Genomic DNA, 11626 nt, shown 5'->3' with positions numbered 1-11626 from the left:
ACGGGGTCGCATTGCCATGCGCAGTTCGCATGCACGGCGGATGTATGCAAACGCAGGGCCGAAAATAATGGCAACCACAATTGAGCAAGAGGCAGTTCAGGATTCGAAACGCGCCAATCAAAATACGAAGCGTGTGATGACACACCAGGATATTAAAACCGGGGCTCTGGGCGAAAGCCCCTATACGGCGAAAAATCTCGATGGCGCCATTGCCCATCTCGAGATCGTCGTTGCGGTGGATGACAACATTGCCGTTTTCGGTCGGCGCTATTGGCGCGATCGCGTAGAACGCATTGCCTCCACGCCGCAAATCGTGCCCGCCCAAGCCCGACGACTTCGGCATTTGCTGGATCAACTCGGGGATGTTTGAGCGTCTGGCGCGTTGTGGCGAAGAATGAAGGGAAACCCGTCCGTGTGCGGCCCGTGCGATGATGCGCCACGACCAACATGAGATACGGGATGACAACGACATTCGACGAGGCAACAACGGCGGCGATCGCCGCGTTTGCCCAACTGGATTTATACACAGCTGTGCAGGCGATGCGCGCCGAGGCCGACTACGACCGCGAACGGGATCAGTGGATCTCGCGTTATATCGATGAGCACGGTGGCGGTGCGGACGATGCGGAATATGATGCCTTGCATGCGCAGGCACAGGTTGCGCCGGAATACGCGCAGTTTGTCGACGTGGTCCGCAGGGAAATCCGTGAATACTTCGGCGTGACTGACGATCAACTGGACTGGATTGTCCTGCTACGCAATGACGACAGCGATGCGCTTTGGGCGGAGGTTAATCGGCAGCGAAGCGCGCTGGGTACGGGGGAAGTGCGCGGGGATCTTTGATTGGCGCTTGCGATCGGAGTTTTAAGTCGTGCTGGGTGCGGAGATAGAGTCGGGTCGGTGCGTGGTGCACCTGGTGCTTCGGTGGATGAAGCTTTTCTCGTTGGCAAGGCACGTCGATTTGCTCCGTTATCTGGCGGACAACGACGAACATGACTCGGTGATTCAAGGCGCCCTTCCGAACCAGATGATCGGCTCGCGCCGCTTTCATGCGCGTACATTCGCCGCCGCCCGCGTTCAGGGGTCCGCTTCCAGCGTTACGCCGGCACCGCGAATCACTTGCAAATAAGCGACGGTATCGCCGACCGCAGCAGTCGCCTGCTCTGCGAGCCTGCGCACGCGTGCTGACTTTTCGGCGCTCGCCATCATCGATTCGAGTGCGTCTGCATGCGCGAATCCGTGGGCCGCGGCCACGCCGAGCACGGCGTCCAAAACACGCCGAGCGGCCACGCGGGCGTCGATCGGTGCGAGCGATGCCCGGTACGTTAAAAAGCCCGCCATCAGCAGAAACTCGGCCGGGCTGATATACCGGCCGTTGCCAACCGGCACGCCGTCTCCACTGCCGTGATCCAGCGCCATATCTCGCCTCCCACTCTGGGACACCGGGCGCCGTGAACCCACGCGCCGTGGCGTTACCGCAAGGGATTCCCCGTAATCCGGGTTGCCGCGCGCGACGCTGCACGCCGCGTAAAGAAGATGCCTCTGCCAAACCCGCGCTGCGGTGAAAAACCGATTCAGGAAAATATAGTACAGAAAGAATCGCGCCTGCCCAAGAATGCGACACGTTCGACATCGGGTTAATACCAACCCCACCCTTCGAAGTCATCTCCCTGTCACGAGCGGCGGGGCCAATCGTCCATTTTTTTCGCGGTTCCGAGACCGCAAGTCGTAGTATTCTTGATCCGCCGCTGCTCCCCGGTGAGAACCACCGCCTCGGCAACTCGCGTCGTCTGTCGTGCGGCTCAAAAAGGATGCTGATGTGGCCCCTGCCACGCGTCCCGATAGATCCAAAGGAGAGGACTGCATCGAAAGCCGCTCCCCCGCAGCATTATCATGTTTTTGAAGGCTTCGAAATAATTCGTGAACATCGCCGATGCATGGCGAGTCCCTGCGGACAATTCATCTGGCCCGCGTGGACGATTTTCTTCGAGGGGATTCATGAAAACGTTGTTTCTGCAGGCACCTTCCTATGAAGGCTTCGATGGCGGCGCAGGTTCCCGCTTCCAGACGAAGCGCGAGATCAAATCGTTCTGGTATCCAACGTGGCTCGTCCAACCCGCGGCGCTGGTCGAGGGAAGCCGTGTCGTGGATGCCCCCGCCGATGATCTGTCGCTCGAAGCGACGCTTGACATTGCACAGGAATACGAACTTGTCATCATTCATACGAGTTCACCGTCGTTCCAGACCGACATTCAATTCGCAGAGCACTTGAAGCAGCACAAACCCACGATCCTCGTCGGGATGATCGGCGCGAAAGTGGCCGTCGACCCTCACGGTTCGCTTACCGCAAGCGATGCACTCGATTTTGTATGCCGTGAAGAATTCGATTTCACATGTCGTGAAATTGCGCAGGGGCTTCCGTTCGAATCGATTCTCGGCCTGAGCTACCGCCTGCCCGATGGCGCAATCGTGCACAACGACGCCCGGCCCATTCTCGAAGACATGGACCAGTTGCCGTTCGTCTCGCCCATCTATAAGCGCGACCTGACGCCGGAGCATTACTTCAGCGGTTACCTGAAGCATCCCTATCTGTCGCTCTATACGGGGCGCGGCTGCAAATCCAGGTGCACCTTCTGCCTCTGGCCGCATACGGTCGGCGGCCATCGCTATCGCACGCGCTCGGTCGAAAACGTCCTCGAAGAAGTGAAATGGATCAGAGACAACATGCCCGAGATCAAGGAGATCATGTTCGACGACGACACCTTCACGGATCTGAGACCGAGAGCAGAAGAGATCGCTCGCGGACTTGGCAAGTTAGGCGTGACGTGGTCGTGCAATGCGAAGGCGAACGTGCCCTACTCCACCCTCAAGGTGATGAAAGAGAACGGGTTGCGGCTTTTGCTCGTCGGCTATGAATCCGGCGACGACCAGATTCTCGTGAACGTCAAAAAGGGCCTGCGCACCGATATGGCGCGCCAGTTCAGTGAGGATTGCCGCAAGCTCGGTATCAAGATTCACGGCACATTCATCCTCGGCCTGCCCGGCGAAACGCACGAGACGATACAGAAGACAATCGCGTACGCGAAAGAGATCAATCCCCATACGATTCAGGTGTCGCTCGCCGCGCCCTATCCGGGTACGGTCCTTCACAAGCAGGCCGTCGAAAATGGATGGCTCAATGACACCAAGGTCATCACCCTCGTCAATTCCGCGGGCACCCAGGCTTCCACGATCGGCTATCCGCACCTGTCGCGCGAGGAGATCTACCTTGGCGTCGAGGAGTTCTACAAGCGCTTCTATTTCCGGCCGTCGAAAATCTGGGAAATCGTCCGCGAAATGTTGATGAGTTGGGAGATGATGAGGCGGCGGTTGCAGGAAGGTGCGGAGTTCTTCAGATATCTTCGTGCACGCAAGGTATGAGGCGCCAGGTCGAGAGATCCACCTCGGATTGAACGCCACCCCCAGTGAAGGGCCGTTTTCGCCCGGGGTCTATGTCCAACATGACCCTGGCCGTTGCTTGAGTCACCAGAGGGAAGACTGCTTCGGAGACCCGCCGCTCACTCCCATCCGGATTGGCCGCCGTGAGTCTTGAGCGTGCGTGCTAGTGGAGCATGGCGTCAAGCTCGCTAGCCGTCGTCTTTCCATATATCTCCGGTTCACGCTTGCCCAGGTGAATCATGTTCGCGCCCTGAATCGGTAGAATTCGCCAACATAAAACCGCGTGACCGGCCTCTCCCTGACCTCCAGCGTCGGACCGGAGCCCCTTACCGCGCGAGCGGTTTCGCTCTCTCTCCAGATAGACTCGCATTCGAGCAAGCGCCTCGGAACGGTTCGGTGTCCCCTGCAAGGCCAGTCGTAACCAAAATCCGTCGATCATTACGCTGATTTCAAGCGCAACATTTCGAGCTTGATCTAGCGGCAACAGCATTTTCAGGCTGAATAACAAATTGTCGTCCATGCGTCGATGCACGATTTTCTGAATGCGAAGGAATCGCGGGTTGAAGCACGCATTTCCGCAGAAAGAGACCCAGCCCTGAGCGATTGGCCTCGTGTAACCTCTTTCAGAAAAATTACCTTCAATAATTGCCCATATCCGCTCAGCCGGCGTGCGAGCGCGAGCAACGCATGCGAGCACATCTTTCTTTTGTTCGGCAGTTGAAACACGGATGGCACTCTCGATCAGTTCATTCTTGTCTTTGAAATAGTGATGGACGAGACCGGTCGACATACCTGCGCGCTCAGCTACGCGGGCCGTCGTAATTCCCGAAAGGCCATGCTCCTGCATCGTCAGATAGGCCGCTTCCATTAAATCAGCACGACGGATGCCATTGGCGTACCTTCGTGACTAACGACAGTAATGGGTCGTCAAGACGGAACGTGCGGTGCACGAAGTCACAGCAATGCGCTGACACGCACTCACGCATCAAGACGTTGTGCGATAACCGCAAGCAAATCGCGCCGCATGCCGAACTGCCCGTTAGCCCCCTTACCCGCGGAAGCACCAATCATGTACGCGAGTGCCTGAAGCGCAGCATATGCAGGCATATCACCAGCAACCGACCACACTCCCGCGCGACGACGTGGAAGCTGCGCAGCATCACCGGCGAACAACACGATTTCCGGCCGCGTCCCTTCCAGAGCACAGACCATCGCGCGATTCGCACCAACGCAGTTCCAGCAAAACGCATCTTGCGCACGCGGCGATGGTTTGACCACATGCACGACGACCGCCGCCCCGTCCGCGGCGCGCTCGCGTGCGATGCTCCAGTTCAGCGTGCCGTCCAACGACGGCAAATCGTCGATCCAGGAGCGCACTTCACGTTCATCGAATCCCCACAGCCGTAATGCGACTTGCAACGGTTGCGGGCTATTGCGATGAGCGCCTGGATCAACTGCGTATTCCCGCGGGAGGCTATCCGTCGATTTAGTCATGAGGCTGGCCAGGTTGTTTAGCAAGCCTCCATATTGGATTGTGATTGGGACAAAAGCTGTCCGATTGATCGCGCGTAGCGGAGCGAAACCGCCCCGCTCTATCCGCTGCGTCAAGCAACCGAGGTGCGCGCATCGCGGCGCACCTTATCGATGTATTTGCCAAGCACGGTGGTAGACAAAACACCCGCGACGAACACAATCGCAAATGCCGCGAGCGTTTCAAGAGGAGAGTTGTTCGAGATCATTCGAGCTCCGTTAGCGTTCATGATGCGCCCAACACTGGGAAGCACCTCGCGACAATCTATCCTGAGATCAAGACATTTTCTGTCTCCAGCCCACCCACCGATCGCGCAGCCTCCGCCCGATATCACGCTCCCGTCGTGAAATAAAGCTCATGCGCGCGCTTTGCCTCATTGGCGAACGTCTGACGAAGCGAGTTCGGCTCAAGCACTTCCACATACGGTCCAAATGCCCGAATCCACCAATGCAGGCGATCGCTCAGCATGACCGTTGCCCGGACCGTTATCGAGTCGTGGTCGTTGGTTTCGATTGCCTGGTCAATCGAGATCGGTGTTTCGACAACGGCATGACGCGCATCGCCGGCAAAGCGCAAAACGATCTGCACCTTGCCCTGCGGAAAGAAATCGAAGTGCCGCTCGTTTTCGACGTAATGCGCGAGGGAAAAGTCCGGTGGATAGGCAAACGATTCGAGCTTTACTTCCGCGCTCTCCATTCTGTCGAGTCGATACGTGACAGCGTTAGGCTTGCCCGGTTGCTTTGCAACGAGATAAACCATTTCAGCGGCTTCGACCAGTCCGAGCGGCATCAAAACGTGTCGTACGGGTTCGTTGCCGGGCTTCGACCGCGCACGGTAACCTATCTCCAGCAACTGCTCGGCAAATAGCGCGTGCGACACCATTTGAAAAACCACTTCCTTGATAGGTGGGCGAATAAGCCGAAACGCTCCGTCCACGACCGCCACCTTGCGATGCCAGCTCGCATGACGCCGCCCCTCCTGGCTCGATCCACGCGCGATTCTTTCGTCCGCAACGTCGAATAGTCCCTTAAGGGACGAGCTGACCAACGACGGAATCTGGCGCCCGGCAAAGCGGTTAAGAACTTGCAGCGCCAGCGCTTCATCGAAGCCCATCATGGCGCCGGCTTTGGCGGCAATGCCACTCGCACCGTCCTTGCGCTGCCATTCCAGCGCATTGCCGGCGCGACGGTTCACGACAACGCCCTGTTCGAGCAGCGCTTCAAGCCGCCGCTGCACCGTCTTGACGTGCGCGACATCGGTGCCAAACCGTCTGACCGCGTCGGCAACGCCGGGCGTTGTCATCCAGCGCTGCTGGTCTCGCGGAGTAGGCAGAACGGCGAGAATCTCGGAGTCTATTTTTGTCGTCATACGCCGCGCTTCCGTTACGCGCTCACGCTTTCTTTCTCTGCCAGCAGCTTCTTCAGGCCAGTGACAAACGACTCGCAATCGACCGACTCATTCCACGCTTTCCATTTGTCCTTGGAGGCAAAATCCGCGTCGCGGTCGAGCTTGGCGCGCTTCTCCTCCGACCAGAAAATCCCATCAAAGCCATAGTCCGACGCCTTTTTCATGGCTGCGATTTCTTCGTCCCAACGCCTTTCATAGGTGCTCCGCGCGCTCGACAGCCGGGATTCGAGCGTAGAAAGATCGTCATTCGTCAGCGACTGCAACAGCTTCTCCCGGACCGACGATGCAACCGATGGGTTCTGGCATAGCAATACGCGCGTTTCGATGCTCCCGTTCGCACGCAACTCATGCTGATTCGCAACGGCTAATGAAGGATTGGACGCAAGTGCTCGCAAAACGCCCTCGTCTCTCGTGGCGAGAAGTCGAGCCTGAATTTTTTCGCCGATGACCGCGTTGGCCGCGAGCGACGCGCGCACCTTGCTCCGGCTCACTCCAAAATTAAGGTCGCCCGTGAACAGTTCTTGCAAAGCCGGGCTTAACGACATATTCGACGCGAGCGCGACGACACGCGCGGTAGCCGCCCGTTCCTGATCGATGGCGTACTTGTACGGCATCTTCGATGGAATGGCCGCATCGTATTGAGCTTCGAGAGGCCGCCGATATCTTCAAGTTTTTCTCGTATCGGCAGCATTTCGAGGATGCCGCTCTTCTTGATGATCTGCTCTTTCTCGGCAAGCACGAGTTCGATGTCGTTGGCGCTGATGTTGCCGTCGCGCTGGTAGCCGCGATTCAGCAGCTGCGTGATCTCCTGCTTGCTCAGGCCGCGGAACGCTTGAGCAAGGTCGGCGATCAGGCTGGCTGAAAGGTCGAGGTCATAGTGGCCCGCGTAGCTCGTGATGATGGCGGCGATGCTGCTTTCATCGGGAAGCGGGAGATCGAGCAGCGTGACGAATTTTTCGAGCTCGGGCGGCACGCACGGCTGCGGCGAGACCATAAAGAGCGTCGCGGACGTGGCGTCGTGATGGACGATTTTGTCGGCAAGCGCTTTGATTCTCGCAACACCGAGCGGGTTCTGGTTTAGCGCCAGGTGAGCGTCCTTGATCACAATGAAATGGTTCGTGAGATCCATTTCCAGCAGCGTTTCGACTGCGTCGGAGAGGCTCTGGTACGGCGAGGTCGGGCGCTTGGTGGAAAAGTCGACGAAGCCGCGCGCCATGTCCCATTCGAGAATTTGACGGTCGCCGGCGACGGATTGGATCAAGGCGTCGGCCTCGCGCTCCTCGTAGGTGACAAGGTAGATGAGGGGGTAGAGCGACTCTACGTGTTCACGGAGAAGGATTTGCATTTGGGAGCGCGGCGCATGAATATTTGTTTCGGGTCGACTGTTAAAGATCGATCAACGCAATACACACGCAACACCAATCCCGGCAGCGGCACAAAGCGCTATCGCCCACGTCGACACGCGAAGCCGGCGAACCTTGTCCTCCGCCCATTGCTTTGTCATTTGCAATGCCACTTGTTGCGCCGCCGACGCCGCGCGAAGTTCGACCAAATCGTGGCTCAGCTTGTCGATCTCCGCTTGTGCCGCTTGTGCCGCTTGACGGTCGTGCTCCCGATGCCCGGCCTCCGCTTTCCACTCGCGAGCAGCGGCCTGCTCCCGCTCCGCCGATGCCTGCAGCTTTGCAGCAACCTCCCGTTCGACAACGCTCAAGCGCTCGAGCCCAGTTGCTTCCAACGCTCGAAATTGCTCAGCCTGGATTTCCGCCTCCTCCCGCGCACGCGCGTGGAACGCCTTCTCACGCTGATCGAAGCGCTCAGTCAGCCACTCGATCCGCTCGGCGGCGACGCGCTCCGACTGCTCGGCTAACTCGCCCATTTCGGTCAGCTTTTGATCGAATGCCGCGACCAGATCGTCTTTGCTTTGTGTGACCTGCGACGCAATCGCGATCAGCTTGCGCTCGGTGTCCAGCGTGTATTGGATGTCGAAGGAATCCTTGACGAGGCGCTTGACCTCTTCGCCCTGCTCGAACAATTTGGCGTGCTCGTCCGCCAGTTCGGCGGTGTGCTTGTCGATGCTCTCCGAAAGTTTCTTGATCTCGCCTTGCTGCGTCAGCAGTTGGCCCTGCTGGCTTTCCAGCTTTCGTGCCTGAAACATGCTGATCACCATCAGCTGTCCCAGCGTCTTCGAAAACTCGGCTTGAATCTGCTGCGCGTTCAGTTGTGCGGTTTCGAGCTGGTCGCTGTTCAACCAGCGCATGATCACATTGCGCTGTTCGTGCTCGGTGCGGAAGTTCTTCAGATCGTCGAGTTGGCGGAAGATGCGCCGGAACCGGTTCAGGACTTCGTCGACGTCAACGTTACCAAGCAATTCTTTCGGCACATCCAGTTGCGCCAGTTTTTCAATGATGTCTGCCATTTCGTTAATCTATTGAGCATTGGTTAAACAGATCGCCAAGCGCTGCCTGAGCCGCCTGCCGTCGCGCGCGGGCCGCTTCGATAATGGCGACCGTGTCGGCTCTGAGGTCGCCGGTCGAGCGCGCCAGTTCCACCGCATTGGCGAGGCTTCGTTCGTTGCGCGTGTACGCCGACAGGACCGCCTGGTTTTCTTGCGCGATCTGTGCGTACATCTGCGATTGAACAAACTGCCGGTCGATCACCGATGCAAGTTGGCCCACCAGCGTGACATCGGCATCGGCCTTCGCCAGTTGTGCTTCAAGGTATTCCGTGCCTTTATCCGACATCATGTCGAACAGCCGATCGATGCTGAAGATCGTCAGCGCGGTCATCACTCCGGTGAGGATGCCGGTGACCGCTGGCGCGAGTATGTCGGCCAGAGGCGCCAACAGCGGAAAAGAAAGAATGAAGCCGCTCACCGACTGCTCGAACGCCATCCCAAGGCATGTGGTCACGACGCCTGCGATCAGCTTGGTGGCCGCACGCGCAACGTCCAGCCCCGTCGCCCCCTTGGGAGGAGACACGACCATCTTCACCGCTGCCCATATGCCCTTGATGCTTTCGCGGATGATCGTCACGATCCTGGCCGACGTGGTGATCACGTTGTTAATAACGAAGGTCAGGAAGTTGCTGACGAAGCCTTGAACGCCACCCGACACCAGCGCGTCGAATGCGTCGCGCATTTTGTTTTTGACGCGCTCGAGCACCCGCTTCATCGCATCGACGACACGATCGACGAGACTCACCTCCTGCTTCGGCTCCTTGATGACGGCCGCGATCTCCAGATACGAACCGTTGACGAACTCGAACATCAACACGCCCATCGCCTGGCGCAGCGCATTCTTTCCAGCCTCGGCCGCGCCGGTCACCAACAACTCCTTGCCGTGATAAGCGACGCGCTCCTTGGTGGTCGGCATGTGCTTATCGACCGCGTCTTGCGCTTTTTCGACAAGCGGCTTCGTAATCGTTTCATCGAAGCCGTTTTCGGCGCTCAGGTATTCCTCTGGTGGCGTGGCGCTCTTGTCGTTGTTGGTATCGTGCGTCGTGTAGTTCAGGTTGTCCTTTTCCGAACTGATTTGCTTGCGGCCTTCCTTGTCCTTCATCCAGCCGCCCTGTCGATGAGCCTCCTTCATCGGAACGGTATGGTCGAGTTCGGCATTCATCACCAACTGACCGTTTTCGTTGATGCGTTTGGTTGGCGCTTTCTGGCCGGTGTAGGCGTCCGTGAATTCCTGGGAGTTCATGGTGCCGTTTGCGACCATCTCCTGCTTCTTCTTGCTCCTTGCGCTCGCGTAGCCGTAGTCGCCCCGCTTGTACTTCTCCGACTGCTTCGCGAAGATGTCCTGCTCGGCGTTGTGTTGGGTGGTGACGTTGCCGCCGAGCTTGTCGTTGAACATTGCCGGCGTCAGGCCGAAGGGGCCAATGATTTGCTGCAGGACTTGTTCGCGGCAGCTTGTCAGAAGTTCGTCCAGGCGTTGGTCGCGGAGTTGGCGCGAGCGGGGGATGGTCGGAGCGAATTCCTCCTGGAGCGGTGCGTCGGCTAGCTGAGCGTCGCTCCAGATGTTAGTCGATCCGATGTCGGTGAACGTGTTGAATGAAGGCGTCTCGGTGTCGGTGGTGGCCATGCTGGTTCGAGTTATCGGTGATCGCGATGCTTCGCATCTGGCTAGGGATATTTGCTATATCGTCCACGCGCGGGAAAAGTTGAGGGTAATAGGCCTTCATGCGTTTTACTGTTGCGGATGTAAAACGTTTGCGAGATGTGTGGGGCCAGGCGAGACCGATGCGCCGGCAATTGCTACGTCCGCAAAAATGCGGACAGGTTTGAAGACTGCTCCAGACGGTAAAGCAGCCGGTGACGTTCTACATGCCGAGCGGCTGTACAGGGTCGAGACTTGAGCGTACGCGGCGCGTAGGCCTGCGCGGTCGCGTCGTCCCCCCGTCAGCGTATAGGCCGATGGCACGCCCTGATGCAGCACGGCCAGCGAGGATTGCCCGCCGCGCTCGACGGTATGGCGCAGCGCATTCCGCAGCGCCGCCGCGTGGCTCGTGTAGAGGTCGCGCATGGTGAGCCTCTGGAGGACATCAATAAGGGGGAATCGTGCAGAAAACAGAAAGCCCGCATTGCGCGGGCTCTGGGGAATTCGGAGGCAAGTTCGGAGCCTCCGGTTTAATCGCGATTTAAGGCAGATATTGCAGAATGTCAATAAAACCTGGTATTTCTATTTTTCCTACAGACTTTGTCTCGATTTAGATCCAATTTCGGAATTAGCTTATAGATTGTAAAAAGCATAGAAAAACAAGATGCCAGAACGAGCGTCCCGACGCTCCACCCGTTCAACTCTGTACGAGGTACTGGCACATGAAGGACGCAACAACAGGACGCGAAGTCGCCCGCCTGGGCGACACCACCGACCACGGCGGCGAGGTCATTGAGGCCGCGCCGAATCTCACTCACCAGGGCATCGCCGTTGCGCTCGACGGCCATCTCGTCAGGTGCCCGAAGTGTGGCGGCGATTTCCCCATCATCGCGGCGAGCAGGCGCACGCATGGCGGCGTGCGCGTCGCTTTCATCGGGGACCAGACCGCATGCGGCGCGACGCTGCAACAGGCGGCGTAATCATGTCGCCTTCCGACAGGCTTTACGTCAGCCCGGTTCGCATGCGGGGCAACGCACTGCCCGATTATGTCCTCGAATGGGAGTTCCGGAAACGGACATACAAAGCCCACCAGGACGTGCTGGTTCCGCGTCGCGTCTCGGGCCATGAGGGCATCGGCCAGCTTTTCGAATATCGC

14 protein-coding genes are annotated in these 11626 nt (G+C 58.3%); 4 read left to right on the top strand and 10 right to left on the bottom strand.

The genetic code is table 11. From position 1 onward, the window contains the following. Nucleotides 1-67: 67 nt before the first annotated feature. Complete coding sequence (locus HV773_RS33570) at nucleotides 68-370, top strand: hypothetical protein (RefSeq protein WP_175198143.1); 303 nt, start codon at nucleotides 68-70, stop codon at nucleotides 368-370. 89 nt (nucleotides 371-459) lie between these two features. After that, the gene (locus HV773_RS33565; protein ID WP_175198142.1) at nucleotides 460-843 is read left to right on the top strand and encodes an ATP-dependent protease; all 384 of its coding nucleotides are present in this window, start codon (nucleotides 460-462) and stop codon (nucleotides 841-843) included. A 234-nt stretch (nucleotides 844-1077) separates the two neighbouring features. Here the strand turns inward: HV773_RS33565 and HV773_RS33560 are convergent, their stop codons facing one another. Beyond that, nucleotides 1078-1419 (bottom strand): hypothetical protein, encoded by a 342-nt coding sequence (locus HV773_RS33560; protein WP_175198141.1) that lies wholly within the window; start codon nucleotides 1417-1419, stop codon nucleotides 1078-1080. A 579-nt stretch (nucleotides 1420-1998) separates the two neighbouring features. On the opposite strand from HV773_RS33560, the gene hpnJ reads away from it, so the two are divergent. Next, nucleotides 1999-3420, top strand: a complete 1422-nt coding sequence (hpnJ, locus tag HV773_RS33555; RefSeq protein ID WP_175198168.1) for a hopanoid biosynthesis associated radical SAM protein HpnJ — start codon at nucleotides 1999-2001, stop codon at nucleotides 3418-3420. Nucleotides 3421-3601: 181 nt separating this feature from the next. Here the strand turns inward: hpnJ and betI are convergent, their stop codons facing one another. From betI to HV773_RS33515, 9 genes are all read right to left on the bottom strand, one after another. Next, nucleotides 3602-4324, bottom strand: a complete 723-nt coding sequence (gene betI / locus HV773_RS36720; RefSeq protein WP_281365329.1) for a transcriptional regulator BetI — start codon at nucleotides 4322-4324, stop codon at nucleotides 3602-3604. 92 nt (nucleotides 4325-4416) lie between these two features. Beyond that, nucleotides 4417-4932 carry a hypothetical protein gene (locus HV773_RS33545; RefSeq protein ID WP_175198140.1) on the bottom strand — a complete coding sequence of 172 codons (516 nt, stop codon included), beginning with the start codon at nucleotides 4930-4932 and terminating at the stop codon, nucleotides 4417-4419. 110 nt (nucleotides 4933-5042) lie between these two features. Beyond that, nucleotides 5043-5177, bottom strand: a complete 135-nt coding sequence (locus HV773_RS37330) for a hypothetical protein (protein ID WP_281365327.1) — start codon at nucleotides 5175-5177, stop codon at nucleotides 5043-5045. A 122-nt stretch (nucleotides 5178-5299) separates the two neighbouring features. Beyond that, nucleotides 5300-6271: a helix-turn-helix transcriptional regulator gene (locus HV773_RS33540; protein WP_175198139.1), complete on the bottom strand. Its 972-nt coding sequence runs from the start codon at nucleotides 6269-6271 to the stop codon at nucleotides 5300-5302. A gap of 80 nt (nucleotides 6272-6351) precedes the next feature. Further along, nucleotides 6352-6921 (bottom strand): hypothetical protein, encoded by a 570-nt coding sequence (locus HV773_RS33535; RefSeq protein ID WP_175198138.1) that lies wholly within the window; start codon nucleotides 6919-6921, stop codon nucleotides 6352-6354. Next, the gene (locus HV773_RS33530; RefSeq protein WP_175198137.1) at nucleotides 6912-7721 is read right to left on the bottom strand and encodes an AAA family ATPase; all 810 of its coding nucleotides are present in this window, start codon (nucleotides 7719-7721) and stop codon (nucleotides 6912-6914) included. Before HV773_RS33530 ends, HV773_RS33535 begins: the two co-directional genes overlap by 10 nt. A gap of 51 nt (nucleotides 7722-7772) precedes the next feature. Next, nucleotides 7773-8792 (bottom strand): hypothetical protein, encoded by a 1020-nt coding sequence (locus HV773_RS33525; RefSeq protein ID WP_175198136.1) that lies wholly within the window; start codon nucleotides 8790-8792, stop codon nucleotides 7773-7775. Between the two features lie 4 nt (nucleotides 8793-8796). Beyond that, the gene (locus HV773_RS33520) at nucleotides 8797-10455 is read right to left on the bottom strand and encodes a C1 family peptidase (RefSeq protein ID WP_175198135.1); all 1659 of its coding nucleotides are present in this window, start codon (nucleotides 10453-10455) and stop codon (nucleotides 8797-8799) included. Nucleotides 10456-10560: 105 nt separating this feature from the next. Further along, complete coding sequence (locus HV773_RS33515; RefSeq protein ID WP_175198134.1) at nucleotides 10561-10896, bottom strand: hypothetical protein; 336 nt, start codon at nucleotides 10894-10896, stop codon at nucleotides 10561-10563. Nucleotides 10897-11192: 296 nt separating this feature from the next. On the opposite strand from HV773_RS33515, the gene HV773_RS33510 reads away from it, so the two are divergent. Further along, the gene (locus tag HV773_RS33510; protein WP_175198133.1) at nucleotides 11193-11450 is read left to right on the top strand and encodes a PAAR domain-containing protein; all 258 of its coding nucleotides are present in this window, start codon (nucleotides 11193-11195) and stop codon (nucleotides 11448-11450) included. Nucleotides 11451-11626: the final 176 nt, after the last annotated feature.

Source organism: Paraburkholderia caffeinitolerans (assembly GCF_902859945.1).
Classification (GTDB): domain Bacteria; phylum Pseudomonadota; class Gammaproteobacteria; order Burkholderiales; family Burkholderiaceae; genus Paraburkholderia; species Paraburkholderia caffeinitolerans.
This window is presented reverse-complemented; position numbering and strand designations above follow the sequence as displayed.